The sequence below is a fragment of the Streptomyces meridianus genome, from assembly GCF_023703325.1.
Classification (GTDB): Bacteria; Actinomycetota; Actinomycetes; order Streptomycetales; family Streptomycetaceae; genus Streptomyces; species Streptomyces meridianus.
This window is the reverse complement of the sequence record NZ_JAMQGM010000037.1, coordinates 39353-63436: the sequence shown is the minus strand read 5'-3', so window position 1 is coordinate 63436 and position 24084 is coordinate 39353. Positions and strand designations below refer to the sequence as shown.

28 protein-coding genes are annotated in these 24084 nt (G+C 70.5%); 18 read left to right on the top strand and 10 right to left on the bottom strand.

The window, feature by feature from the left end:
* Positions 1–678 precede the first annotated feature (678 nt).
* Positions 679–1896 carry a S8 family peptidase gene (locus M1E25_RS17120; protein ID WP_251416436.1) on the top strand — a complete coding sequence of 406 codons (1218 nt, stop codon included), beginning with the start codon at positions 679–681 and terminating at the stop codon, positions 1894–1896.
* A 341-nt stretch (positions 1897–2237) separates the two neighbouring features.
* On the opposite strand, the gene M1E25_RS17115 is transcribed toward M1E25_RS17120, so the two are convergent.
* Positions 2238–2432, bottom strand: a complete 195-nt coding sequence (locus M1E25_RS17115; RefSeq protein ID WP_251416433.1) for a hypothetical protein — start codon at positions 2430–2432, stop codon at positions 2238–2240.
* Positions 2433–2585: 153 nt separating this feature from the next.
* Between M1E25_RS17115 and M1E25_RS17110 the strand changes: the two genes are divergently transcribed.
* On the top strand, positions 2586–3476 hold the full coding sequence (locus M1E25_RS17110) for a hypothetical protein (RefSeq protein ID WP_251416431.1): 891 nt from the start codon (positions 2586–2588) through the stop codon (positions 3474–3476).
* A gap of 82 nt (positions 3477–3558) precedes the next feature.
* Here M1E25_RS17110 and M1E25_RS17105 read toward each other — a convergent pair whose 3' ends face one another.
* Positions 3559–3765, bottom strand: coding sequence for a zinc ribbon domain-containing protein (locus M1E25_RS17105; RefSeq protein ID WP_251416428.1), 207 nt, complete (start codon positions 3763–3765; stop codon positions 3559–3561).
* On the opposite strand from M1E25_RS17105, the gene M1E25_RS17100 reads away from it, so the two are divergent.
* The 3 genes from M1E25_RS17100 to M1E25_RS17090 all read left to right on the top strand — a co-directional run bounded on the left by M1E25_RS17100 (position 3743) and on the right by M1E25_RS17090 (position 6763).
* On the top strand, positions 3743–4069 hold the full coding sequence (locus M1E25_RS17100; protein ID WP_251416425.1) for a GYD domain-containing protein: 327 nt from the start codon (positions 3743–3745) through the stop codon (positions 4067–4069). The two genes, M1E25_RS17105 and M1E25_RS17100, sit on opposite strands and share 23 nt — an antisense overlap.
* A gap of 267 nt (positions 4070–4336) precedes the next feature.
* Positions 4337–6388 (top strand): NAD(+) synthase, encoded by a 2052-nt coding sequence (locus tag M1E25_RS17095; RefSeq protein ID WP_251416423.1) that lies wholly within the window; start codon positions 4337–4339, stop codon positions 6386–6388.
* A gap of 171 nt (positions 6389–6559) precedes the next feature.
* Positions 6560–6763 carry a hypothetical protein gene (locus tag M1E25_RS17090; RefSeq protein ID WP_251416421.1) on the top strand — a complete coding sequence of 68 codons (204 nt, stop codon included), beginning with the start codon at positions 6560–6562 and terminating at the stop codon, positions 6761–6763.
* A 99-nt stretch (positions 6764–6862) separates the two neighbouring features.
* On the opposite strand, the gene M1E25_RS17085 is transcribed toward M1E25_RS17090, so the two are convergent.
* Positions 6863–7198, bottom strand: coding sequence for a winged helix-turn-helix transcriptional regulator (locus M1E25_RS17085; protein WP_372500960.1), 336 nt, complete (start codon positions 7196–7198; stop codon positions 6863–6865).
* Here M1E25_RS17085 and M1E25_RS17080 point away from each other — a divergent pair.
* The 5 genes from M1E25_RS17080 (at position 7167) to M1E25_RS17060 (ending at position 11762) form a co-directional block, all read left to right on the top strand.
* Complete coding sequence (locus M1E25_RS17080) at positions 7167–8381, top strand: MFS transporter (protein ID WP_251416419.1); 1215 nt, start codon at positions 7167–7169, stop codon at positions 8379–8381. The two genes, M1E25_RS17085 and M1E25_RS17080, sit on opposite strands and share 32 nt — an antisense overlap.
* Before the next feature lie 518 nt (positions 8382–8899).
* The gene (locus M1E25_RS17075) at positions 8900–9265 is read left to right on the top strand and encodes a PH domain-containing protein (protein ID WP_251416779.1); all 366 of its coding nucleotides are present in this window, start codon (positions 8900–8902) and stop codon (positions 9263–9265) included.
* A gap of 122 nt (positions 9266–9387) precedes the next feature.
* On the top strand, positions 9388–10329 hold the full coding sequence (locus tag M1E25_RS17070; protein WP_251416417.1) for a ribose-phosphate diphosphokinase: 942 nt from the start codon (positions 9388–9390) through the stop codon (positions 10327–10329).
* Between the two features lie 131 nt (positions 10330–10460).
* On the top strand, positions 10461–11183 hold the full coding sequence (locus M1E25_RS17065) for a class I SAM-dependent methyltransferase (RefSeq protein WP_251416415.1): 723 nt from the start codon (positions 10461–10463) through the stop codon (positions 11181–11183).
* 99 nt (positions 11184–11282) lie between these two features.
* A complete protein-coding gene (locus tag M1E25_RS17060) occupies positions 11283–11762 on the top strand; it encodes a VOC family protein (RefSeq protein WP_251416413.1) in 480 nt (159 codons plus the stop codon).
* A 120-nt stretch (positions 11763–11882) separates the two neighbouring features.
* Here M1E25_RS17060 and M1E25_RS17055 read toward each other — a convergent pair whose 3' ends face one another.
* A complete protein-coding gene (locus M1E25_RS17055) occupies positions 11883–12206 on the bottom strand; it encodes a hypothetical protein (RefSeq protein ID WP_251416410.1) in 324 nt (107 codons plus the stop codon).
* A 67-nt stretch (positions 12207–12273) separates the two neighbouring features.
* Positions 12274–13182 carry a hypothetical protein gene (locus M1E25_RS17050; protein WP_251416407.1) on the bottom strand — a complete coding sequence of 303 codons (909 nt, stop codon included), beginning with the start codon at positions 13180–13182 and terminating at the stop codon, positions 12274–12276.
* 349 nt (positions 13183–13531) lie between these two features.
* Here M1E25_RS17050 and M1E25_RS17045 point away from each other — a divergent pair, with 349 nt between their 5' ends.
* Positions 13532–14272 (top strand): hypothetical protein, encoded by a 741-nt coding sequence (locus M1E25_RS17045; protein ID WP_251416405.1) that lies wholly within the window; start codon positions 13532–13534, stop codon positions 14270–14272.
* Positions 14273–14311: 39 nt separating this feature from the next.
* Here the strand turns inward: M1E25_RS17045 and M1E25_RS17040 are convergent, their stop codons facing one another.
* Entirely contained in the window at positions 14312–14839 is a 528-nt protein-coding gene (locus M1E25_RS17040; RefSeq protein WP_251416403.1) for an Rv1352/Rv1906c domain-containing protein, read from the bottom strand.
* A 155-nt stretch (positions 14840–14994) separates the two neighbouring features.
* Positions 14995–15594, bottom strand: coding sequence for a class I SAM-dependent methyltransferase (locus tag M1E25_RS17035; RefSeq protein WP_251416401.1), 600 nt, complete (start codon positions 15592–15594; stop codon positions 14995–14997).
* A gap of 180 nt (positions 15595–15774) precedes the next feature.
* Here M1E25_RS17035 and M1E25_RS17030 point away from each other — a divergent pair, with 180 nt between their 5' ends.
* From M1E25_RS17030 to M1E25_RS17015, 4 genes are all read left to right on the top strand, one after another.
* Complete coding sequence (locus tag M1E25_RS17030; protein WP_251416399.1) at positions 15775–16479, top strand: hypothetical protein; 705 nt, start codon at positions 15775–15777, stop codon at positions 16477–16479.
* A gap of 290 nt (positions 16480–16769) precedes the next feature.
* On the top strand, positions 16770–17192 hold the full coding sequence (locus M1E25_RS17025) for an RlpA-like double-psi beta-barrel domain-containing protein (RefSeq protein WP_251416397.1): 423 nt from the start codon (positions 16770–16772) through the stop codon (positions 17190–17192).
* Positions 17193–17204: 12 nt separating this feature from the next.
* Positions 17205–17822 (top strand): cell wall protein, encoded by a 618-nt coding sequence (locus M1E25_RS17020; protein ID WP_251416395.1) that lies wholly within the window; start codon positions 17205–17207, stop codon positions 17820–17822.
* A gap of 18 nt (positions 17823–17840) precedes the next feature.
* On the top strand, positions 17841–18728 hold the full coding sequence (locus M1E25_RS17015; RefSeq protein WP_251416392.1) for a MauE/DoxX family redox-associated membrane protein: 888 nt from the start codon (positions 17841–17843) through the stop codon (positions 18726–18728).
* A gap of 73 nt (positions 18729–18801) precedes the next feature.
* Here M1E25_RS17015 and M1E25_RS17010 read toward each other — a convergent pair whose 3' ends face one another.
* Positions 18802–19998, bottom strand: a complete 1197-nt coding sequence (locus tag M1E25_RS17010) for an FAD-dependent monooxygenase (RefSeq protein ID WP_251416390.1) — start codon at positions 19996–19998, stop codon at positions 18802–18804.
* On the bottom strand, positions 19995–20585 hold the full coding sequence (locus M1E25_RS17005) for a TetR/AcrR family transcriptional regulator (RefSeq protein ID WP_251416388.1): 591 nt from the start codon (positions 20583–20585) through the stop codon (positions 19995–19997). Before M1E25_RS17005 ends, M1E25_RS17010 begins: the two co-directional genes overlap by 4 nt.
* Positions 20586–20680: 95 nt before the next feature.
* Here M1E25_RS17005 and M1E25_RS17000 point away from each other — a divergent pair, with 95 nt between their 5' ends.
* The 3 genes from M1E25_RS17000 to M1E25_RS16990 all read left to right on the top strand — a co-directional run bounded on the left by M1E25_RS17000 (position 20681) and on the right by M1E25_RS16990 (position 22252).
* The gene (locus M1E25_RS17000; protein WP_251416386.1) at positions 20681–20875 is read left to right on the top strand and encodes a DUF397 domain-containing protein; all 195 of its coding nucleotides are present in this window, start codon (positions 20681–20683) and stop codon (positions 20873–20875) included.
* Between the two features lie 252 nt (positions 20876–21127).
* Positions 21128–22081 (top strand): helix-turn-helix domain-containing protein, encoded by a 954-nt coding sequence (locus M1E25_RS16995; protein ID WP_251416384.1) that lies wholly within the window; start codon positions 21128–21130, stop codon positions 22079–22081.
* A 3-nt stretch (positions 22082–22084) separates the two neighbouring features.
* Positions 22085–22252: a hypothetical protein gene (locus M1E25_RS16990; protein ID WP_251416382.1), complete on the top strand. Its 168-nt coding sequence runs from the start codon at positions 22085–22087 to the stop codon at positions 22250–22252.
* Between the two features lie 58 nt (positions 22253–22310).
* Here the strand turns inward: M1E25_RS16990 and M1E25_RS16985 are convergent, their stop codons facing one another.
* Positions 22311–24002, bottom strand: coding sequence for a glycoside hydrolase family 13 protein (locus M1E25_RS16985; RefSeq protein WP_251416380.1), 1692 nt, complete (start codon positions 24000–24002; stop codon positions 22311–22313).
* Between the last annotated feature and the right edge of the window lie 82 nt (positions 24003–24084).

Genomic DNA, 24084 nt, shown 5'->3' with positions numbered 1-24084 from the left:
GCCGCCGGTCATGTGCCGGTGAATCAGAAGGGCGCGCGCGGTGCTGCTGCCCGTCCGCGTCATCAGCTCCCGCCTCCCGGCCCCTGCGCTGGAGGCGAGCGTGTTCCCGGTGTACCTCTGGTCGTGGAAGTGCATGCGTCCGGGAGGGCCGACGGCGGCGAGACCTGCGAGCCGGTCATGCGCTCACCGGGCAACCGGGCTCGACTTCCAGGACATCGCGCTACCGCTGTTCGATGACGCCCGACTCCACCAGTGCCGACCCGGCCTCCCCTCGGCCTTGCAGCGATCGTCGAGGAGCGAAGTACGACAAGTCCAAGGCGCAGTGTGACGGCTCATGGCCGATGTGTGCAGCGTGATGGGAACTGCTCAAAATTCGCTTCCAGTGGCCTTTCAGTGATCTAAGACGCATTTCATGACACTTGGCACCGAAGGAGGTCTTGCAGCACGTCGATCGGGGGGTGAAACTCTCCTGAGCGTTTGTCAGGGACACGGCATTCACGGCGGCCCCTGACTTCGCTGCACGACATCGGCACGTACGCACAGAGCTCACACCCCATGTGAGCAGGACATAACTCAGACTTGAGCATGCTGCCTCCGGTCGGACGTGGAAGCGTCGGACAGCAGGACCGCATGGCCACCCCCCTGGTTTTCATGATCCCTCGGAGAGGAAGCCCAACCATGCGTAGATCCCTGTCCGCTGCCCTGTTCGCCGGGGCGGTTATGGCCGCCGCTGCGGTGGCCACGGTCCCGGCCCAGGCTGCTCCGGCCAGCAGTGGCTACATCGTCATGCTGCGCGACTCGGCCAACTCGTCGTCGGTGGCGTCCGAGCACTCCCGCGCTTACGGAACCACTGTCAACCACCTCTACGCACACTCCATCCACGGCTACTCGGCCAAGATGAGTGACACGGCTGCGGCCCGGATCGCGCGCGACTCCCGCGTCCTGCTGGTCCAGCGTGATGGCACCGTCAGCACCGATGCTCAGTCCACCCCCACGGGCATCAACCGCGCGGACGCCGACCTCAGCCCCACGGCGAAGATCAACGGCACGGACGAGCGCGTCAACGTCGACGTCGCCGTCATCGACACCGGTATAGACCTCGACCACCCCGACCTCAATGTCAACACCGCCGGTGCCAAGAATTGCTCAACGGGCAACAGCGCCGACGACGGCAACGGACACGGCACGCATGTCTCCGGCACGATCGGTGCACTCGACGACGGCAACGGCGTCGTCGGCATGGCTCCTGGTGCCCGCGTTTGGCCCGTCCGTGTGCTCAACAACGCCGGCAGCGGCACCTGGTCGGATGTGATCTGCGGCATCGACTACGTGACCGCCCACGCCGACGAGATCGAGGTCGCCAACATGAGCCTCGGCGGGGCCGGTACGGACAGCGTCTGCGGTACCAATCAGGACGCCATGCACGAGGCCATGTGCAACTCCGTCGCCGCGGGCGTGACCTACGCCGTGGCAGCGGGCAACGAGACCGATGATGCGGCCAACCACACGCCGGCCGCCTACGACGAGGTCATCACGGTCAGCGCCCTGGCCGACTTCAACGGCCAGCCCGGTGGCGGGGCCGCTGCCACCTGCCGCAGCGACGTCGACGACACCATCGCCGACTTCTCCAACTACGGTGCCGACGTCGACATCATGGCCCCGGGTGTCTGCATCGAGTCCACCTGGAAGGGTGGCGCCTACAACACCATCTCGGGTACCTCGATGGCCACGCCGCACGTGGCGGGCGCTGCGGCTCTGTACAGGGCCACCCACCCCAGTGCCTCCCCGAGCACCGTGAAGTCGGCCCTCCAGACGGCAGGCACCACCAATTACAGCTGGCCGGCCGGCGACCCCGACGGCATCCAGGAGAAGCTGCTCAACGTCTCCACCTTCTGATCCGCACCTCCGCTGAAGGGAGTTCCCGGCCACCGGTCCGGGAACTCCCTTCCGTCGCTCACGCTCATCGGGGCCGGGTGTTCGTCGAAGCCGGCGGCGGCGTTCAGCGATCCACCGGTTCCTGAACGGCCCCTGCGTGACTTCCGGCGGGTGTCCGGAAAGGGCCTGGAGAGTTCACCGGTACGTCGCCGCTCGGGGCTGCGGATACCGGTAGCGGTGGATGCGACGTACGCAAGGCCGGACCGCACCGGTCCCCGGCCTGCGGCTCCGGGAGTCGGGGCCGGTCGGTTCCTGCGCCATGGTGCGTCAGTGGACGGCCGGTTCGCTGCCACATGGCGTGCTCAACGCCGTGGGGATTTCAGGCTGCTGAGGAGCGCGCGCAGCACCGCGAGGAGATGGGTGCGATCGGTGGATTCGGTGAGCAGTTTGCGGGTCGCATGGACGGCGAGCGCGCCGAGGATCAGCCGGACCAGAGCGCTGCTGACGGCGACAGCCGTCAGCGCCCAGCCGACAACCCCCATGTCGAAGTTGCGCATCCTCGATCACCCTTCTCGTATCAGGAGGTCCCCGGTGTAGCGCGGTCGCGGACGGATCCGCTGCCCCGCAGCCGCGCGGAGTCGTCCACTGCGCTCGAACTCCGCGCATCTGCGTCCCTGTTGGGGTGACGACGGCGAAGGCAACATGCATGCATGAGCGATATGGACGAGCCGCCGGGCCACCGACGGAAACGGAACCTTCCTTTCCCCTACAACCAGGACGTGTCCGGGGTGCTGCGCAATCTCAGGCGCATCACTCCCATGGGCCGCCGCCGGCTCGCGAACAGCCCGGAGACCGCAGCGTTCCTGGCCGCCGGAATGCGGCTGCTCCACCGGCACTTCGGCCCCGGCGGCCGGCAACGCGTCAACAGTGAGCTCCTGCTGCTGGGCCCCCTCTCCCAGCGCAGGGTTGCCGAGGAGTTCCATCGCAACCCGCCCCCGTTCGTCCGGAACGGCAACGGCGGATCGATGTTGAGAGATCGCTGGGAGCCGCACTCGAACTTCATCGTCGACCTGCTCAACTTCGCTCTCTGGCGGGAGAACTACCGGCCCGAGTACCGGAAGCAGCGGAAAGCCAACATCGAAAGACTGGTGCGTGGCCCGGATTTCGCAAACGCCGTACACGAAGTCGCCCATCGGCACGCCGCCGAGGGTGTCGACCTGCCCCAAGTCCGGCTGAGCCTCGCACTCATGGCGGCGGCCGAGGGAGACGACGAGGTCAGGCGAATAATCTCCGCCGTGTACGGGGATTACCTCGGCTCGTGGAAGCAGCTGTACGGCACCGTCATACGGGCGCGCCGCCTGCGACTGCGCGAGGGCCTCACCCGCGACGACCTCGCCAACGCCCTGTCCGCGGCCAACGACGGAATGACCCTCCGGGCCATCGGCGACCCCGCTTCCGGTGTGATCGATCACGACAACAACCGTTCCCTCATGGGCTTGGTGGCGCTCGCTGTGATCTATGCGTTCCTCGAACCGGACGAGGACGCGAGTGGCCTCACACTGGAGCAGGCCGTCGCGGCGAGGTTCGACAGACGGCTGTAGTCAACTTGACCCGGCCGTGAACGACCGGGCTTGGAGGTAGTGCCCAACCGGCTGCTGGGTGGGCTCCTCCGTCCAGACACCCCTATGGGGTGGCGGGGACGCGTGACTCACGCCCCGCAGTCCATACGCTCTCGCCTTTACGGCCGATGTTGTGGGACGCGTTGTCGTCCGCGTGCATGAAGGCCCCGCAGGACCGGCAGGCGAACGTCGCTTGTGACTGGCGGTTGCGCCGGTCGATGTGACCGCACTCGGAGCATTGCTGGCTGGTGTACGGCGGACCGACATGCACCAGCGGCACCCCGGCCCGCTGTACACGCCAGAGGGCACGAAGGGTCTGCGCGAGTGGCCGTCGTGCCGCAGTCGACCAGGTCGTCACCGAACTCGGCGGCACGGTCGAGGCCATGTACTTCGCCTTCGGCGAGGACGACATCGTGCTCATCCTCGACTTCCCCGACCCGGCCTCCATGGCAGCCAGCAGCCTCATCGTCAAGGCCAGCGGCGCCCTCCGCAGCCGGGCCACCCCCCTCCTCACCCTCGACGAGATCGACGAGGCCGCCCGCCGGAAGGTCGCCTTCCGGGCCCCCGGCACCTGACGGACCGAGGGTGCCGACGCCGCCGGGCTCCGGCCGGCCGGGGCCGCGGCGCCGGATCTCCGCTGCGGTCCGACCGGACAGCGGCTGGAGAGCATCTCGGAGACACCGTTCCCGGGATCGCACCCCGGTCGCCGGCCGGCCGGGAGCCCGGGCCACGAACGGCGCAACGTCACCTCCCCCGGTCTCCTCGGGCGCCCTCCCCGCGGCAACACCAGTGCCCGTCCCTCCGGCCCCTGCAGTCCCCGACCCGGCTGACATGATGGGTGGGTGAACTTCTGGTCCATCTATCAGCAGGGATGCGCGCGGGTGGCCGCGTGCACCGGCCATGCCGCCATCGCCGACCCGACCGCCAACGCCGAGGCGGTTCTGCGGCAGGGGCGCCGGTGCGCGCAGGAGGGGGTCGCCGTCGCCGTCTTCCCGGAACTGTGCCTGTCCGGCTACTCCGTCGAGGACCTCCTGCTGCAGGACGCGTTGCTCGACGACGTCGAAGCCGCGCTCGACACCATCGTGACCGCTTCGGCGGATCTGATGACGGTGCTCGTGGTCGGGGCACCGCTGCGGCACCGCAACCGCCTCTACAACTGCGCGGTGGTCGTGCACCGCGGGCGGATCCTCGGCATCGCCCCCAAGTCCTACGTGCCGAACTACCGGGAGTTCTACGAGCGGCGACAGATCGCCACGGGCGACGACGAGCGCGGCGGGACCATCCGGATCGGCGGCGCGACGGCGCCCTTCGGGGTGGACCTGCTGTTCGAGGCCGAGGACGTCCCCGGCCTGGTACTGCACGCGGAGATCTGCGAGGACATGTGGGTGCCGGTGCCGCCCAGCGCCGAGGCCGCACTGGCCGGGGCAACCGTCCTGGTCAACCTCTCGGGCAGTCCGATCACGGTCGGACGCGCCGACGACCGGCGGCTGATGTGCCGCTCGGCGTCCTCGCGCTGCCTCGCCGCGTACGTGTACGCGGCTGCCGGGCTGGGCGAGTCGACCACCGACCTGTCCTGGGACGGGCAGACCATGATCTACGAAAACGGCACCCTGCTGGCCGAAACCGACCGCTTCCCGCCCGGTGACCAGTACGCGGTGGCGGACATCGACCTCGACCTGCTGGTGCAGGAGCGCCGTCGCACGGGCACCTTCGACGACAACCGGCGCACCCACGCCGCGCGCACCGGCGGCTTCCGGCACGTGCCGTTCCGGCTCGACCCGCCGACGACCGACCTCGGACTGCACCGCCGGGTCGAGCGGTTCCCGTTCGTCCCGGCCGACCCCGACCGCCTCGCCCAGGACTGCTACGAGGCGTACAACATCCAGGTCGTGGGCCTGCAGCAGCGGCTGGCGGCGATCGGCGGCCCGAAGGTCGTCATCGGGGTGTCCGGCGGTCTCGACTCCACGCACGCGCTGATCGTCGCCGCCCGGGCGATGGACCGCGCGGGCCGACCGCGCAGCGACATCCTGGCCTTCACGCTGCCCGGCTTCGCGACCGGCGCGCACACCAAGCAGAACGCCCACAAGCTGATGCGCGCGCTGGGCGTCACGGCGTCGGAACTGGACATCACGCCGACCGCCCGGCTCATGCTCCGGGAGATCGATCACCCGTTCGCGGCCGGAGAGCCCGAGTACGACGTCACCTTCGAGAACGTGCAGGCCGGCCTGCGCACCGACTACCTGTTCCGGCTGGCGAACCAGCGCGGGGGCATCGTGCTCGGCACCGGTGACCTGTCCGAGCTCGCGCTCGGCTGGTGCACGTACGGCGTCGGCGACCAGATGAGCCACTACAACGTCAACTCCGGTGTGCCGAAGACACTCATCCAGCACCTGATCCGCTGGGTCATCAGCAGCGGCCAGTTCGACGAGGAAACCGGCGAGACGCTGGCGGCGATCCTCGACACGGAGATCAGCCCCGAACTCGTGCCGGGCGAGGAACTGCAGTCCACCGAGTCGAAGATCGGCCCGTACGCGCTGCACGACTTCACCCTCTTCCACGTCCTGCGCTACGGCTTCCGGCCGACGAAGATCGCGTTCCTGGCCTGGCACGCCTGGCACGACCGGGACGCCGGCGCCTGGCCGCCCAACTTCCCGCGGGCCGAACGGGTGGCCTACGACCTTCCGGAGATCCGGCACTGGCTCGAGTCCTTCTGCCGCCGCTTCTTCGCGTTCGCGCAGTTCAAGCGCTCGGCGATGCCCAACGGGCCGAAGGTGTCGGCCGGCGGTTCCCTATCCCCCCGCGGCGACTGGCGCGCCCCCTCGGACAGCTCGGCGCAGGTCTGGCTGCGCGACCTCGCCCGCTGGGACGCAGAGCGCACCGAACCCGGAGAGTGAAGCCCGCGGCAGAAAGGCCGCGGTGCCGTTCGTACGGCGGCCCCGGAGCGCACGGCTCCGGGGCCGCGGGTCGCCCTGAGCCGTCAAAAGGTGTGACGGGCCCCCGGCCGGGCAGACCGGCAGCGCGGCTCGAGAGCGGCCGCCGGATGGCTCACCGCGAGGAGGCGAGGCATGGACGGCGAGGGCTTCCTTCGCGAAAGGCTCAGGTTCGCCGTGCGCATCGGCGGAGCCGTGCTCGGCTTCGGCGTGGCAGGGGCACTGCTCTCCGCTCTGGGCGCGCCGGACACAGCCGCCTGGGCCTCTGCCGTGGCGGCCGCCATCGCAGGCTGGTCGGGCGGTGCTGCACTCATGCGGCGCTACGAGCACCGTCGTTGAGCGCGGACGTACGGCAACCCGTCGCGGCCCGGCGGCATTCCCGGCACCCCTCGTCGGCAGGGCCGGCCACCCGGCGTTCCGCTGCCGACGCCCCGTGAATCAGGCCGTTTCCGCCTCCGCCAGGGCGCGTCGGTCGTACCGGACACGGGACTCGTCGATCTCGTGCAGGTGCCGCTCGGCCCAGCCGGCCAGCGTCAGCAGGGTGTCGTAGAGCTCACGGGCCATGGGGGTCGCGGTGTACTCGACCTTCGGGGGCACGGTGGGGTAGACGGTGCGGGTCAGCAGCCCGTCCCGTTCCAGGTTGCGCAGGGTGAGCGTCAGCATGCGCCGGCTGATGCCCTTGACCAGCCGCTCCAGTTCCGTGAACCGTGCCGGCCCCTGCGTGGTGACCAGCAGGATCCCGATGCTCCACTTCCCACTGACCCTGCCGAGCACCTCGAGAACCGAACAGGCGTCCCGGGCCGCGCTGGCCTCCGCCGTGGTCCTCGGGATGATCGTGGGCCTGTACCCCGACCCCGCCGAGCAGGCCAAGACCATGGGCATCTACAGCTTCGTCTCGGCCGGCGGAGCGTCGTCCGTGGGTCTGATCGTCGGCGGTGCGATCACCGAAGTCCTGGGCTGGCACTGGGTGTTCCTCGTCAACCTTCCCGTCGGCATCGCCGCCGTCGTCGCCGGGCAGGGACTACCGGCCTCTGACTCCGGGCCGGGACTGCGCGCAGGCGCCGACGCCCTGGGAGCCCTGCTCGTCACCGCCGGCCTCTCCCTGGGCGTGTTCGCCATCTCCCGGATCCCCGGGACAGGCGCAGGCATCGGTGAACTCTTCGGGTACGGGGCGTTCTCGGTTCTGCTGCTCGCCGCCTTCGTGGTACGCCAGGCCAAAGCCGCCCGACCACTGCTGAGACTCTCCGTCCTCCGCGACCGAGGTGTCGCCGGCGCCAACATCGTCGTGATCCTCGTGTTCGCCGCGGGGTTCGGCTTCCAGTTCCTCAACGCCCTCTACCTGGAACGAGGCCTGGCCTTCGATTCGATGCAGACCGGGCTCGCGTTCCTGCCCGCGCCACTGATGATCGGCACCATGTCGTTGTTCTTCTCGGCACGGCTCACGGCCCGGTTCGGCACTCGGCGTGTCCTGCTGACCGGCCTGGCCGCTCTGGGCGCCGGACTGGTCCTGCTGAGTCGTGCGCCGGTGAACGGTCAGTACTGGTCGGACGTGGCTCCGAGCCTCGTCGTCCAGGGGGTCGGCATGGGCCTGGCCGTCCCGGCGGTCATCATGCTGGCCATGTCGGGGGCCGGGCCCCGGGACGCCGGACTCGCCTCGGGGCTGAACAACACCGCCCAGCAGGCGGGCGCGGCCATCGGTCTCGCCGTCCTGGCGACGGTGGCCACCTCGCACAGCAACACCCTGCTGGCACGCGGGTCCGAGCAGGTCCAGGCGATGCGGGACGGTTACAGTCTCGCCTTCCTGTGCGCGGGCGGGTTCGTCCTGCTGGCCTGGGCCGTGGTCTTCCTGATGCTGCGGGACGCTTCGCCGCGGGTCCGTGGCACTGACTCCGCATCATCGTCCGCCCGCTCGGAGTCACACGGGTCCCGGCCCACCGGTCCGCCGATCTCGCGCTAAGACGAACAGTGCGCCGTCCGGGCGGAACACGCCGATCCCGCCATACCAAGGGTGGTGCCGCGACCGTCGGGAGCGTCTTCGAGCAGAACACGGCCCAGGAGGGCCGCCAGAACAACAACTGCGCCAGCGCGAACAACACGACGCTCACCGCGTCCGGGTCGAGCAGCAGCACCCGCTGCATGGCTGTCGACCGTTCCAAGAACGTCGGCTCCTCGTACCGTTAGCCGTCCTGGACTTTCGTCGTTCCGACATGGCCGGGCTCCGGTGACACGACCCCCGGCCCGGCCACGGCTGGGGGTCTTCGGCATCCGCGGCGGCAGGTCGTACGTACGCGCCGGGGTTTCTCCGGTGCACCCGACCGGGTCTCCGCCGGCCGACGGGCGCCCCCGGACCCGGCCGTTCGCCGGAGCCCGACACCCCCGGACCGCTATCCTCGGTGAAGATCACGGGGTCCAGGTGAACGGGCAGTTCGCGGAAGACCGCAGAAGATCATGCACTTTCAACGGATGGGGACTGTTGTGGCGCTGTTCGGAAACGCACACACCGTCGACAGGTCGTCGGCCCAGCAGGAGTACGCCCGGCTGCTCGGTCCCGGCGAACAGATCCACGCCGCCTACCAGTTGATCCGCGACACCATCCTCTTCACCGACCGCAGGCTGATCCTGGTCGACAAGCAGGGACTCACCGGCAAGAAGGTGGAGTACCACTCCGTCCCGTACCGGAGCATCAGCCACTTCGCAGTCGAGACCGCCGGCACGTTCGACCTGGACGCGGAGCTCAAGCTCTGGATCTCCGGCAGTCCCACACCCATCCAGAAGACCTTCACCAAGGGCGTCGACATCTACGAAGTGCAGGCCATTCTGACGCAGTTCGTGGCCGGTTAGCCGACACCGGCCGCACAGCGAGCGCGGTGCCGTCGCCGTTGCCCGCCGACCGAAGACGCGTGGAAACCCTTCCGCCCCTGCGACACAGGGGCCGGCAGTGCCGACCGAGCGAGGAGCGGTTCGTGCGAGACATCGCCGTGTTCAGCGGGAGCGCCCACCCCGGGCTGGCCGAGGAGGTGTGCGGCCACCTGGGAGTCCCCCTCAGCCCGGTGCGGGTGAACCGGTTCGCGAACGACTGCCTCGAGGTGCAACTCCAGGCCAACTGCCGGGAACGGGACGTGTTCCTGATCCAGCCGCTGGTCACCCCGGTGCAGGAGCACCTCGTGGAGCTGCTGCTGATGTGCGATGCGGCCCGCGGTGCGTCCGCGAGCCGGATCACCGTGGTCATGCCCCACTACTCCTACGCCCGCTCGGACAAGAAGGACGCCCCGCGGATCTCCATCGGCGGACGCCTGGTTGCCGACCTGCTGGTGGCGTCGGGCGCCAGTCGCGTTCTGGCACTGACGCTGCACTCGCCGCAGGTCCACGGCTTCTTCTCGGTGCCGGTTGACCATCTGCACGCGCTGCGCGAGCTGGCCGAGCACTTCCGGGGCAGCGACCTGTCCAACACCACCGTGGTCTCGCCCGACCTCGGCAACGCCAAGGAGGCCGCAGCGTTCGCCCGCCTGCTGGGCACCAAGGTGGCGGCCGGGGCCAAGCAGCGCTTCGCCGACGACCGGGTCAGCATCAGCTCCGTCATAGGAGAAGTCGAAGGCCGCGACATCATCGTCCTGGACGACGAGATCGCCAAGGGCAGCACGGTCATCGAACTCCTCGGCCGTCTCAGGGAGCTGGGGGCCCGGTCGGTCAGGGTGGCGTGCACGCACGGCCTGTTCTCCGCAGGTGCCCTGAAGCGGCTGTCGGAACAGCCGGACGTGTCGGAGATCGTCTGCACGAACACCGTGCCCGTCCCCGACGACCACGGCACCGACAAGCTGCGCGTCCTGTCCATCGCCCCGGCGCTGGCCGAGGCCATCCGACGAATCCACAACGGCGAATCGGTGAGCGCACTGTTCGACGCGTGACGACTGCCGGGTTCACGGCGGCCGGACGAAGGATGCACAGCGGCCCCGCAGCAGACGCCGTTCCGGATTCCGGCCCCTGCAATGCCCGCATTCCGCCTCCTCTCCGGTCTCCCCTCCGGCATGGTCGTCATGTGACCGAATCCTGGGACTCCATCGCCGACTGGTACACCGAGCAGCTGCGTTCGGGCTCCCCCATGCACGACTTCGGTCGGGACATCCTCCTGGATCGGCTCCCTGCGGACCTGCGCGGCGCGTCCGTCCTCGACCTCGGGTGCGGGGAGGGGATCATCACCCGGGCCCTCGCCGCCCGGGGCGCGTCCGTGACCGGTATCGACCCCGCCGTGTCCCTGGTCGAGTACGCCCGGGCGGCGGAGAAATTCCGGCCGACCGGGGCGGTGTACGCAGTGGACGACGGATGCACGCTCGCCACGGTGCCCACCGGATCCGTCGCGTGGGTGACTGCCGGCCTGTCCCTGAACAACGTGCCCGACCTCGGGGCCGCGCTCCGGGCGGTGCGACGCGTCCTGGAGGCGGACGGGCGCCTCGTCTTCACCGTCCCGCATCCGTGCTTCGAGGCTCCGCACAGCACCTGGACCGAGGGCGGCGAGGCACCGGCACGCCGCGTCGTCGGCGACTATCCGGCCGAGGGCTTCTGGCGCTCGGCCAACCCCCGGGGGGTGCGCCGGGCCGGCAACCAGCACCGGATGCTGTCCACGTATCTCACCATGCTGATCGCCGACGGCTTCGCCGTCGAGGTGGTCGACGAGCCGGCGCCGAGCCCGGGGGTTGTGGCCCGACAGCCGCACAGAGCAGGGCTTCCACCGTTTCTGCTGGTCGGTGCGCGACGCCGGTGATCCGGTCACCGGGCCGGTGCAGCTTTCGGCGCGGGACGTTCGCGCACCGTGCCGAGGGGTGTCTACTGGTGGGCATTCATTGCGAATCGGGAGGTACCGATGGCCACTGACGGATTCACGACGTGCCTGTGGTTCGACGGGCAGGCCCAAGAGGCCGCGGAGTTCTACGTGTCGGTCTTCGAGAACTCGGCGATCAGCAGGATCACCCGCTACAACGAGGCCGGCCCGGGCACCACCGGGGACGTGTGGACGGTGGAGTTCACGGCGAACGGCCAGAAGTTCCTCGCCCTGAACGGCGGCCCGCAGTTCAGGTTCAACGAGGCCGTCTCGTTCCAGATCATGTGCGACGACCAGGCCGAGGTGGACCACTACTGGAACCGGCTCGCCGAGGGCGGACGGGAAGACGCGTGCGGCTGGGTGCAGGACAAGTACGGGCTGTTCTGGCAGGTCGTTCCCCGCATGATCCTGGGATGGATCGGCGACCCCGACCCGGAGAAGGCCCAGCGCGCGACCGAAGCCATGCTCTCGATGGTCAAGTTCGACATCGGAGCACTGCAGAAGGCGTACGAGGGGAGGTAGGGCAGATCGTCCTCAGTGCCCGGCCGGTCTCTCCTGATGCGGGCGCGGACCGCGTCCCTACGTGCGATCCGCGCCGGTGCCGTGCGGCAGCCCCGGCAGGAGCTGCCGCACGGCCGCGCGCTACTTCTCGCCATGACAGATCTCGACGGACTCATTGGCAGCTCCGCACCGGGAGTCCGACGAATTGTTCAGGGTCGCGGGGAAGGCGTTGTCGCAGCTGTTGTTCTGCCTGCCCTCCTGCGCCACCGTCTGCCGGAACACAGTGCCGGCCGTGCTGTCACCGCCGACTACCGCCGCCCCGCCGCCGCGCCTCACCGTCTTCCTGCCGACGGACGAGTCCCGCAGCGAGGGTGTGCCTCCGCCGAGGCGTTGACGCTCGCGTTGTTCGGGTTGCCGCAGTTGTGCGGCGGGCACCCGTGCCTCGATCCCCCGTACTGCGATCACAGGCCGCCGTCCCGGTGTCCCACGCCGAGCCCCCGGAGCATCGACGACGCTCCGGGGGGCAACACGACTAGCGGTGGCCGTACTTCTTGCCCTGGTGCTTCTTCCCGTGGTGCTTCTTGCCGTGGTGCTTCTTGCCGTGGTGCTTCTTGCCGTGGTGCTTCTTCTTCGGGTGATCGATCTCGACGGACTCGTCGACAGCCACGCACGTGACCTCGGTCGGACCGCTGAGCGTGGCGTTGTTCGGGTTGCCGCAGTTGTTGTTCTGCCGCCCCTCCTGCGCCGTGTTCTGCTGGAACAGCTCACCCAGCGAGTCGCCGCCCTCGGCCTTGGCGCCGCCGCCACGGGTCCTGGTGTTCTTGCTCACCGACTTGTCGACGAGCACGCACTTCGCCTTCGTCGAGTCGTTGAAGGTCACCAGGTTGGGGTTGCCGCAGTTGTTGTTCTGACGGCCCTCCTGCGCCGTGTTCTGCTGGTCCACCGTGTACACACCGTCGCCGCCCTCGGCCTTGGCGCCACGACCGGAGGTGTAGGTCTTCTTGCTGACCGACTTGTCCAGGGCGAGGCAGTCGACTTCGGCCGAGTCGTAGATGCTGACGCGGTTGGGGTTGCCGCAGTGGTTGTTCTGCTTCCCCTCCTGCGCCGTGTTCCGCTGGAACATCGAACCCAAGTAGCTGTCGCCGCCCTTGGCCTTCGCTCCGCCACCGCGGACCTTGCTGAACAGCATCTTCGACTTGTCGACGGTCAGGCACCGGGCCTCCGCCTCACCCTGGAGCGGGTTGATGTCCCCAGGGTCGGCGCAGGAGTTGTTCTGCCTGCCCTCCTGCGCGGCGTTCTGCTGGGTCACCTGACCGGCTCCGTCGCCACCGGTGGCCCGGGCACCGCGCCCGCTGCTTTCGGCCATGCCCACACCCGAGGCTGCGGACAACAGTCCGCTCACGGCGAGGGCAACCATCGCGGCCTTGCTCACGCTCCGCATCGACACTCCGTCCTTTGCGCTGACATTCACCGGAAGCCCCACAGGCCCCGGCACCGCCTTCAACGCCGCAAGGAACCGAGTGACACGGATTTGCACCATTCGTCCCCCATGCGGCGGCACGTGACGTCACACGGTCGGCGGCAGTCGTCCACCGACGGCCGTGCCGGACCGGGGCGACCGCGGCGATCGAGGGCAACACACCAGTGGAAAAGGGACGTTGGGGACAGCACACCGTACGGCCGAAGGGGTGACGTGCCGGACCGGGGCGTTGCCCCTGCGATGTCGCGGCGTTGTCCCAGGACGCCAGAAAACAAGCCGACCCGGCGAAAGGGCAGTTGTGCGGAAGATCATGCATGCAGCGGTGCTGGCACTGGCGGCGAGCGGCTTGGCCCTCCCCTCCACGGGCATGGCCCACGCTGCCGGAGCACCGGCGGGCAAGGCGCCCCGCACCGCTCCGGACCACACCTCCACGTCAGCATCCAAGAGTGGCGTGCAGAACCGCGTGCGCGGCAACAACGACGATCCGGTCGTCGTCCGGGTGCTCGAGAAGGACGATCGGGTGATCCGGTGCAAGGCGGTGGACCGCACCCGGAACCGGCCCGTGCACGTCAAGGCGGAGCGGCGGACATCCGGAAGCAGCACCGAGGGGCAGCGCACGACGGCTCAGAGCGGCAAGCAGAACCTGGACTGCGGAAACAGCGCCAACCTGGTGACGGCCAACGTGCTGAGCGAGGGCGTGCACCGCACCGAGTGCAAGGCCGTCGACACGTCCCGGCGCAGCCCCACTCATATCAAGGGCAACACCCGTGCCGCGGGCGGCACTTCCCCCGCATCGCTGACCACGGCCCAGGCCGGAAAGCAGAACCTCAACTGCGGCAACCACACCGGGGTGGCCACCGCCAACGTCCTCAGCGACGTGCAGGACAAGACGTCCTGTTCGGCCGTGGACCGGTCGACCGGCAGCCCAGTCCACGGCCGCGGCGAAGTCCGGGCGACCGGCGGGGACGGCCCGATCCAGACGAACACCGCCCAGAACTCCCGGCAGAACTCGAACTGCGGCAAGAACTCCGAGCTGATCACGGCACCCTGAACGCGCCGCCGCCCGGCCGCTGTCGGGCGGCTCCTCGCGTCAACCGGCCCTCGAGCGCCCTGCGCCCGAGGGCCGCTGCATTGAGCGGTCGAGTTCGCGCAGTGCGAAGTCCTGGCAGCCGCGGACCGTCACGGCGCTGTCGTCCCGGCCCAGGGTGACGACGACCCGCTCGCCCCGGTCGGCCGCCCTCACCCGAGCGGTCCCGCCGTCGGCCCGCTCGGTAGTCACCGAACACCGTTCGCCGTCCGGGGTCCTGGCGCCGTTGCTGACGTAGGTGCCGGGTGGCACGTCCTCCCCCACGGTGTGCCGCCCCTCTCCGAAGCCGGCCGTGTACTCGGAGTCGTAACTGCGCGCGCGGTTGCCCGCATCGCCCTTCGCCGCGATGCCGCAGAGCACGACGACGACCACGCAGAGGAGTCCGACGGCGGTCAGCGTCGCGTCCCCGACGGCGGCGCGTCCGGCGGACCCGCCCGGCTGGTCCAGGACTGAGTCGGGCCCGGGAGCCCGGTCCGTCCAACTCCTGGGAAAACCCTGTCCCTTGGGCGAACGCCCTGATGTGAAGGCCATGTATCGATCCCCTGTCGAATCCATGCGTGCCCGGATGCGCTGCATGTGACCCTCAGGGGCCCCGGAAGGTTGTACAGCGGTCAACATCCGGGAGGTGCCCGTCACACCGGAGGCCCGCGTGGCCGGGCGGCCGCGGACGACGGCGGCCCCGGACGTCAGCGCCGCACCGCACGGACCACCGTGTCGAGGGCCGACACCACCTCGTCCTCGCGGGCGACCGGCCGCCTGCGGACCTCGGCGACCTCCAGGTCCGCCATCTCGCCCCAGAGGGCGCTGACTTGAGCGACCGAGGTGAGGATCTCCGGATCCTGCGGGCCGCCCGTGCCGTGCTCGATGTTGCTGACGTCATGGCCGACGAGCAGCAGAGTGCCACCGGGCCGTGCCGCACGGGCAGCCCGGCGCAGGAGTGCTTCCATGTCCGCGTGGGCCAGGTGGATGTATACGACCATCACGAGGTCGTACGCGTCCCCCTCCGGCTCGTACTGCGTCAGATCGGCCTCCCGGGTGGCCACCTGGACCCCGTGCGTCGCGGCGAGTTCGTCCGCCCGGAGCAGCGCGACCCGTGAGAAGTCGACGGCGTCCACCTGCCAGCCGCGGCGCGCGAGCCACACGGCGTTGCGCCCCTCGCCCGCCCCCAGATCCAGGGCCCGTCCCGGACGGAGGCCCTCCAACTCCTGCACCACCCACATGTTGGGGTCGGCGCTCCACACCCACGGGGTGTTCGTGTAGCGGGTGTCCCATTCCTGTGCGTCCATGGTCTGATCCCTTCCCCTCCTTCCCCCGGCAACCATGCCACGTGTGAACGGTTCCCCCGCCGGAGCCCCGGGTCGCCGGGTACGCTGCACTGCCGCCCCGTCCGGGCGCGGCCCGGAAAACGTAGCCGCACGCTCCGGAAACCAACTCTGCTCGCCGGCACCACTGGGGGGACCAGCCGTATGGCCATCCGCAAGGCAACCATCAAGGAACACGTGGCTCAGGCCATCGCGCAGGCCAATCCCGGCGACCGGCCGCACGTCACGATCGCAACCGTCACCGGCCCGAGCCCCTGGCTGACGAACGCGATGGGCCTGGTCGGCCAGCTGCTGGTGAAGTTCTACTTCGTGACGGTGACGGACCAGGCCGTCGTCCTCCACCGGTACAACCGCTTCACGCAGCGGCCGCAGGAGGTCGCGTACGCGATCCCCCGGGACCAGGCACCGCAGTTGATGGGCGACGTCCAGCGCAATCCGCTGTGGAGTTCTTTCCGGTTCCTTCTGCCGGGCGAGATGCAGCCGACCCGGATGAACGTGCACCGGATCTGGCGGGACGAGATGGACCAGGTGATCGGAATGATCACGGGCGCTCCGCACGGGATGGCGCCGCAGGGCATGTCCGCGCCGGGGGTGCCGCAGCACGGGATGCCTGCGCAGTCCATGGCTCCCTACGGCGCTCCCGCACCGGCACCGGCATTCTCCCAGCAGCAGCCCCACGGCACTCCGGCACCGGCTCCTCACCCGCAGCAGGCTCCGCCGTACGGCGGGTCCGCCCCCTCCCCCGCACCGCAGCAGCAGCCGCCGTACGGTTCTCCGGCGGACCGGCCGGGGGCGTCGCCCTACGGCGCGCAGCACACCCCGATGCCGGGCAACCCGTACGCCGGCTGAGGCCGGGACCCCAGCCGCCCCCCGCATGGATCGGCGCCGATCCATGCGGGGGCGGCGCCGATCCGTGAGGGGGGTCTCCCTCCGCGCGAAGAGCAGCGGGACACACTCACGGCTCATGACATCTGGCCAACGGGGCGTCGTGCGGCCATGATTGAGGTGCTCCGCCAGTACAGCCAGCACCGTCTGTCCCGTGAGCCCCGCCCCCTGGAATCCCAGCGCGGGCCTCACCCGGCAGTGCACATGTCATGCACGCGACAATGCTTTCCCCCCACACAGAGAGGGACTGCACCATGGCTTGCGGATCAACCAGTCTCTGGGCCGGCGAAACCAGCTGGTTCTGCTGCGGAAACGCCTGGGGCCCGTGCGCGAGCACGGGCGGCGGCGCCTGCGGCAACTGCCGGTCCGGCGCGAACCACGGCGCCTGGCCCAACGCCTCGCAGGCATGCTGGGACATCACCCGGCCCGACCTGTGCGGCGAGAACATCCCCAGACGCGGGTGCGGCTCCGTGATGAACGTCAGGCACCAGTGCTCCGGTGCCACTGTCTGCATCACCATCACGGACTGCGGCCCCCGCACCAAGGAGTGGTGCGGCGAGGCCACCTGCTGCAACGGCACCTGCCGGACCAACCGCGTCCTGGACCTGACTCCGGCCGCCTTCTCGGCCATCGGCAGCCTCAGCTCCGGCAAGCTGCCGGTCTACATCTACGAGTGAGGAGGACCTGACATGACCGCACGCCAGGACCACCACGGCCTCGGCCGTCGCCGCTTCCTCACCACCGCCGCCCTCGGCGGCGCCACCATCGTCGGGGCGACCGCACTCGGCGGACTCGACGCCGACGCGGCCTTCGCGGCGCCCGCGCCCTCACTGGATCCCGCAATCGCCACGACCTCCTTCGTCGAGGGCAGGATCACGGGCATCACCGGCAGCATCCTCGAGGTCGCCGGATCGCACGGCGACAACTCGCGCGTGCAGATGACCAACGCCACCAGCGTGTGGAAGGTCCGCGAGACCACCGCCGAGGTGATCGAGGTCGGCGACGGCCTCTACGCCCGTGGTGTCCCGATGCCGGACGGCACGGTCGCCGCGGACGCCGTGTGGGTGAACATCGTCAACCTGCACACCACCATCCGCGGCATCGAGAAGCGCCGGCTGCACCTCGCACACGGCCGGCACGAACTCGTGGGCAACATCATCGACGGGACCAGCAACGCCTCGTACGCGGGCCGGGCCCCCACGTCCGACCTCTCGCGGCTGCGTATCGGGCAGGCCGCCCAGGTCCTCGGAGCCTGGCGGCCGGCGGACGACTCGGTGGACATCGTCCGCGTCACCGTCGGGCACTGACCCGGGAAGGGGAGCGCGATGCTCACGACCACAACGAGCCTCACCCCGTTGGTGATCGGCGTCCTCCTCGGCTGGACCGGCGCGGTCAAACTCGTCAGCCGCGCCACCGTGCGGCAGGCGCCGAAGACGGCGCTGGCCCGCATGCTGCGCAGCAGTGAGCGGGCCGGTCTCGTGCTCCGGGCGGTCGGCGCGGCGGAACTCGTCGTTGCCGTCGGGCTGCTGGCCCTTCCGGGGCATCCGGCGCCCGCCGTTTCCGCGGGCGTGCTGGGGGCGGGGTTCGTCGGCTACCTCGCCTACGGGCGGGCGATCGCCCCGGAGTCCTCGTGCGGGTGCTCGGCGAACGAGTCCGCGCCGATCACCTGGCGGGCCTTCGCGCGTGCGGGTCTGGTTCTCGCGGGCGGGGCGACCGCTGCGACGGCCACCGGCACCTGGTGGGCCACGGTGTCCGCACGGCCGGGTGTCTCGCTCGGTCTGCTGGCCGTGGCCGCCGCGGTCCTGGGCGGCCTCTCCGCCGACCTGGACCGCTGGTGGCTGCTGCCGGTGCGCCGGACACGGCTGCGGCTGCTCGGACATCCGCTCACCGGCACGTCCGGCGGCGAACGGGTCCCGGCCGCCGCGACGGTCGAACTGCTGGAGAACTCCCTCGCCTGGCAGGCCGCTTCCCCGGTGGTGCGGTCCGGCTTGCTGGACCACTGGGAGGAGGACGGCTGGCGCATCCTGCTCTACTCGGGTGTGCACACGGGCCGGCCGGTCTCCGTCGTGTTCGCGCTCGACGCGACGACCAGCCGGGACACCACCGGGGAACCGGCGGTCCGCGTCAGCATCGTCGACTCGGACACCGGCGAGGCCGTGGCCGACGACCTGTTGACGGTCCGCCCGCGCACGGTCCTGCCGATGGCGGGCTGACGGCAGCTCCGCAACGGGCGGGGGCGGTACGGGCCACGGCTCGTACCGCCCCCGCCGGGTGTCCGCGGCGGTCTCAGTGACCGGGTACCGCGGTCCGCTCCCCCTTCGGCACGACGCTGGTGCGCAGGGTGCTGAAGAGAGCGCGCAGCACAGCTGCGGTCCCGGGCAGTCCCATTCCGGCGAGCAGCAGACCGCGAGCGATGATGCGCCACCGCTCGGTCGGGACCATCCACGCGGCGCTGCGCCGCCCCGACCGTTGCTTCTGCAGGACGAACGGACGCATCCGGTGCTCGTACCGGGCGGCAGCCTCGGCGACGGTGCCGCCGTGCCGCAATTCGGCCGCCAGGACGTACGCACCGCCCATGGCCATCGACGCGCCCTGCCCCGCCATCAGGGACACGGCCTGGCAGGCATCGCCCAGCAGCGTCACCGGGCCCCGGGACCAGCGTTCCATCTCGACCTGGGTGACCTGGTCGTAGTAGAGGCCCGGACCGTCGGGGCAGTGCCGTAGGGCCTCTTCGACGATCCCGCCCATGCCGCCGTACACGGAGCGCGCCTCGGCCGCCGGATCGGCCGGGAGCGCCGGGTCCGGCACCCGGTGAATCAGAGTGGTGGCCAGCCGGCCGTCGGTGGTGGGATAGAGACCGCCCTGGAGGCCGGGCTCGCCGATGAGGAGGAACCTCCGGCCGACCCGCGCCTGCAGTTCGTCGTCACTGAAGACGTACGAGGCCGTGTGGTACGGCAGATGACGCAGGTAGCGGTCCGCCGGCCCGAAGGCGAGTTCGCGCACCCGCGAACGCACACCGTCCGCTCCCACGAGCAGGTCGACCTGCTCGACCGAGCCGTCGTCCAGGGTCACCTCGGCGAGTCCGCCGCCGGTCTCCCGGACGGCGTCGACGGTCGCGTCGTAGCGGATCCGCACCCGGCCGTCCAGCGCGTCGTGGATGACCTGCTCCAACTCGCCGCGCATGAAGGAGAAGACCCGGTCGTCGATGGTGGCTGCGAACCGCTCGTACGAGGCGTGGCCCTCGCTGCGGCCCTCCCGGTCGACGTAGCGCAGCTCCTCGATCGAGGTGTGCACGCGGCGCAGTTCCGGGAGCAGACCCATGAGTTCGGCGACGTCATACCCGGACCCGAAGAAATCGATCATGTACCCGTCGGCACGGAGTCCCGGGGCCTTCTCCACGATCTGCACGTCCCAGCCGTCCCGTTCGAGCCACCAGGCCAGGGTGAGCCCGGCTATCCCGGCGCCGCAGATGAGAGCTCTCACTTCGCGTTCCTCCGTGTCCCGTCGGTCTTGAGAATGGTGCGCAGTACGTCGGCGAGGGCGTTCGGGTCGACGCTCGCGTCGACGGCGCGGTGCAGCATCAGGCCGTCGACGGACGCGGCGATGACGACTGCCACGGCCTCGGCGTCCCGGTCCCGGCCGCAGCGGGTCAGCCATGCGGCGACCGCCCGTCGGAAACGGGCCAGGGCGGCCGCGATCTCCGCTCCGAGACGTTCGCTGCGGGCGGCGGCCAGGAAGATCTCGCCGGACAGCCGCAACTCGCTCGCGTCCGCGGTGTAGTGACTGATCATTCCGGTGATCCAGTCGATGCCGCCGTCGATGCCTTCCGCGGCGTCCAACGCGGACTCGGCCTCGGCGACGAGACCGTTCAGCAGCGGCAGCGTCGCGTCGGCGAGCAGGCCGTCCAGCGACCGGAAGTGGTAGTGCACCGACCCGGTGGGCACGCCGGCCCGCTCCGCGACCATCCGGGTGCTCACACTGCCCCAGCCGACCTCGCCGATCAGCTCGATCGCGGCCCGCATCAGCGCTTCCCGCGTCGCCGCGCCGCGGGCCGCTGCTCCCTCCGCCATGTTTCTCCGATCCCTCTTGGTCGATCGCCTTGAACGAACGACCAAATTTAGAGTAACACCGTAACCCTGCCGGTGTCGTGCCCGGATTCGGACCCGTGGCTCAGCCTTGCCGCCCCGACCTCGAATGCGGAGGGAAGGGACGTACTCGCACGGTCGGCGTCGCCGCGCGCGCCGGGGCCGTGCCCGTCCGCGACTCGAAGGACCGCAGCGGCCCGCAACTCGCTTTCACCCCCGACGCCCGGAGCGCCTTCGTCGCCGACGTTCGCGTCACCGGCGCCAACACGCCCTGACCGGAACCACGTCGTGGGTTTCCGCGACCCGGTGGGCCGCGTCGCGGTGCGGCTCGACGTCCTGAAAAGAAACCGGGAAAGAAACTCCTTCCCCACCCCAACCACCCTTGTCACTCCATCGGGTGACGAAGTGGTGAGCGACAGGTCGGGGGCGGTACGGTCGCGCCAACAACCTCACAACGACGACGGCCCCCGGCCGGGACTGGCATCCCGAACGAGGGCCTGATCATCCAGGAAGAACGGACCTTCCCGATGACTGCAGCGCAGTTTAGCGCGCAACCCCGCGCGCACACCGAGTCCCGGCAGGCCGGGGTCACCCACATCCGGCACCGACACGAAACTCACTTCACCGTGGTCGGACATCACCTCTCCCAGCACCCCACGCTCTCGGCGGTGGCCATCGGCATCGCCGTCCACATCCAGTCGCTGCCGGACGGCGCCTCGGTCGGCGTCAAGCACCTGTGCAGCCGCTTCCCCGAGGGCGAGATCACCATCGCCCGCGCCCTGCGCGAGCTGGAAGCCGCCGGTTACCTGGAGCGCCGCCGCGAGCGCACCGACGCGGGCCGGATCGTCAGCCGCACCACGTTCCGCGAGAACCCGGACGCCGCCCCCGCGCCGTCGCCGCACCACCGCCCGGCTCCCGGCCCGCCGGAGCCCCGGCTGATCCCCGGCCCGCGCGTGCGGTCCGTGATCCCGGACGCCCCGGTGCCCGCCGTCCCCGTCACCCCGCCGCCCTCCGCGCCCCGGACACCGGAGCCCGCCCCGGACGCCGGGAGCTGGCCACTCGGCCCCGGGGACGACACGGTGGTCCCGCTGCACAGCCGCACCGCCGCCGAGCTGCTCGCGTCGCTACGGCTGCGCGACCCGCGGCTGCTGCTGTCCGAGCTGGACGTCCGGCGGCTGGTCCCCGGTGTCTGCGCGTGGCTGGACCGCGGGGTCGGGCCGGAGCAGATCACCCGGACGCTCAGCGGCTCGCTGCCGCTGGGCGGGATCCAGCATCCCGCGCGACTGATCGCGTACCGGCTCACCGAATGGCTGCCGCCCGCACTGCCCGGCCCGACCACACTTCCCGTCGCCCCGGTGCGTCCGCCCCGCATCCCCGCTCCGGGGCGTCCCGCACCCCTGCGGACCTGCGACGGCTGCGAGCGCGCGTTCCGCTCCGCCGCGCCCGGCAAGTGCCGCGACTGCCGCACCAAGGGCGACTGAGACATGGCCGAGGGACAGCCGGAACCGCACGAAGCAGACACTGGCGCCGAAGCGGCAGACCGCCGCGAACGTCACCGGCTCCTCGGCGAGGACCTGCGTCGGTACCAGGACGCCCACGGCCATTTCGCCGAGGACGACTTGGCGCAAGCACGCAAGAAGATCAGCGGCTGACAACGCCGCGGCCGGCCCCCTTCTCGGGAGGCCGGCCACATCAGGGCGTCGGAGGAGGTCAGATCGCGAGCCAGACGGCCGCGTCGCCGGGCAGCCGGCCGTCCTCCAGCGGGACGCTGGACAGCAGCACCTCGCGGTGGGCCGGCAGTTCGGCCGGCTCGCTGCCGAAGTTGACCACGCACCGGAAGTCGGGAGCGCCACGGGTGAAGGACTGGACGGCGGCGTCCGGCTCCGACTCCCAGGTCAACTCGCCGTCGCCGAGGGCGCTCTGCGCACGGCGGATCCGCAGCGCCGAGCGGTACAGCTCCAGCATTGAGCCGGGGTCACCGGCCTGCGCCTCGGGCGTGAGGTGCTTCCACGCGGCGGGCTGCGGCAGCCACGGCTCGGCGTGCGCGTCCTCCGGGCTGTAGCCGAAGGGCGGCTCGTCGCCGGACCACGGCAACGGGACCCGGCAGCCGTCACGTCCGCGGTCGGTGTGCTCCGACCGCTTCCACGTCGGGTCCTGGAGCAGTTCCTCGGGCAGGTCCGTGACCTCCCACAGGCCCAGTTCCTCGCCCTGGTAGACGTACGCGCCACCGGGCAGCGCCAGCATCAGCAGGGCGGCCGCGCGGGCCCGGCGGGTGCCGAGCTCCAGGTCGATGTCGGCGTCGGCCACGTGGGCCAGCGAACGGATCTGCTTCTCGGTCTGCTCCACGGCGTAGCGGGTCACGTGCCGGGCCACGTCGTGGTTCGACAGCACCCAGGTGGGCGGGGCGCCGACCGCGCCGAGGGCGGCGATCGAGGTGTCGATGGCACTGCGCAGCTGAGCCGGACGCCACGGAGCCTGCAGATAGTCGAAGTTGAAGGCGGTGTGCAGCTCGTCCGGGCGGACGTAGCGGGCCAGGCGCTGCGGCGTACCGACCCACGCCTCGGCGACGAACACCCGCGGGTCGTCGTAGGAGTCGGCGACGGCCCGCCAGCCGCGGAAGATCTCGTGCACCCCGTTGCGGTCCCAGTGCGGGTGCTCGGGGCCGCCCGCATCGGGGTCGCTGGTGAGCAGTTCGATGTCCGAGGTGCCGACGTCCGGCAGTCCGGGCTCCTTGAGCAGCGAGTTGGCGACGTCGATGCGGACGCCGTCGACGCCGAGGTCGAACCAGAACTTCAGGATCGACTCGAACTCGTCCCGCACCACCTGGTTGTCCCAGTTGAGGTCCGGCTGCTCGGAGGCGAACAGGTGCAGGTACCACTCACCGGGTGTGCCGTCCGCGTTGGTGGTGCGGGTCCAGGCCGGGCCGCCGAAGACGCTGCGCCAGTCGTTCGGCGGCTCGTCGCCCTCGACGCCCTTGCCGGGGCGGAAGTGGTAGAGGTCGCGGGCGGGCGCGCCCGGCTCGGCCGCGAGAGCCTCCTGGAACCAGGCGTGCTGGTCCGAGGTGTGGTTGGGGACGATGTCGATGACGACCCGCAGCCCCTGCTCGTGCGCCTCCGCGATCATGGCTTTGGCGTCCTCGAGGGTGCCGAAGGACGGGTCGATGTCGCGGTAGTCGGCGACGTCGTAACCGCCGTCCGCCATGGGCGAGGTGTACCAGGGGTTGAGCCAGAGGGCGTCCACCCCGAGGTCGGCGAGGTAGGGCAGCCGACGGCGCAGACCGTCGAGGTCCCCGATGCCGTCGCCGCTGTCGTCGGCGAAGCTGCGGATGTACACCTGGTAGATGACGGCGTCGCGCCACCAGGGGGCGGGGTTGCTGCCGTCGGTGTGCTGGGACTGCGGCACGGGGTGACTCCTCGGATGGTGGTGCTGGTGGGACTGGGAAGGGGCAGCGGCCGGCGGGCCGCTGCCCCTTCGGTGAAGCAGC

Bases quoted from the DNA above. Each gene is read 5' to 3' on its own strand.
- M1E25_RS16990 (WP_251416382.1), top strand. From the start codon at position 22,085: ATGGCCGAGGGACAGCCGGAACCGCACGAAGCAGACACTGGCGCCGAA.
- M1E25_RS17035 (WP_251416401.1), bottom strand. From the start codon at position 15,594: ATGGACGCACAGGAATGGGACACCCGCTACACGAACACCCCGTGGGTG.
- M1E25_RS17060 (WP_251416413.1), top strand. From the start codon at position 11,283: ATGGCCACTGACGGATTCACGACGTGCCTGTGGTTCGACGGGCAGGCC.
- M1E25_RS17015 (WP_251416392.1), top strand. From the start codon at position 17,841: ATGCTCACGACCACAACGAGCCTCACCCCGTTGGTGATCGGCGTCCTC.
- M1E25_RS17045 (WP_251416405.1), top strand. From the start codon at position 13,532: ATGCATGCAGCGGTGCTGGCACTGGCGGCGAGCGGCTTGGCCCTCCCC.
- M1E25_RS17020 (WP_251416395.1), top strand. From the start codon at position 17,205: ATGACCGCACGCCAGGACCACCACGGCCTCGGCCGTCGCCGCTTCCTC.
- M1E25_RS17110 (WP_251416431.1), top strand. From the start codon at position 2,586: ATGAGCGATATGGACGAGCCGCCGGGCCACCGACGGAAACGGAACCTT.
- M1E25_RS17080 (WP_251416419.1), top strand. From the start codon at position 7,167: ATGCTCCACTTCCCACTGACCCTGCCGAGCACCTCGAGAACCGAACAG.
- M1E25_RS17030 (WP_251416399.1), top strand. From the start codon at position 15,775: ATGGCCATCCGCAAGGCAACCATCAAGGAACACGTGGCTCAGGCCATC.
- M1E25_RS17040 (WP_251416403.1), bottom strand. From the start codon at position 14,839: ATGGCCTTCACATCAGGGCGTTCGCCCAAGGGACAGGGTTTTCCCAGG.
- M1E25_RS17025 (WP_251416397.1), top strand. From the start codon at position 16,770: ATGGCTTGCGGATCAACCAGTCTCTGGGCCGGCGAAACCAGCTGGTTC.
- M1E25_RS16995 (WP_251416384.1), top strand. From the start codon at position 21,128: ATGACTGCAGCGCAGTTTAGCGCGCAACCCCGCGCGCACACCGAGTCC.
- M1E25_RS17005 (WP_251416388.1), bottom strand. From the start codon at position 20,585: ATGGCGGAGGGAGCAGCGGCCCGCGGCGCGGCGACGCGGGAAGCGCTG.
- M1E25_RS17120 (WP_251416436.1), top strand. From the start codon at position 679: ATGCGTAGATCCCTGTCCGCTGCCCTGTTCGCCGGGGCGGTTATGGCC.
- M1E25_RS17090 (WP_251416421.1), top strand. From the start codon at position 6,560: ATGGACGGCGAGGGCTTCCTTCGCGAAAGGCTCAGGTTCGCCGTGCGC.
- M1E25_RS17115 (WP_251416433.1), bottom strand. From the start codon at position 2,432: ATGCGCAACTTCGACATGGGGGTTGTCGGCTGGGCGCTGACGGCTGTC.
- M1E25_RS17050 (WP_251416407.1), bottom strand. From the start codon at position 13,182: ATGCGGAGCGTGAGCAAGGCCGCGATGGTTGCCCTCGCCGTGAGCGGA.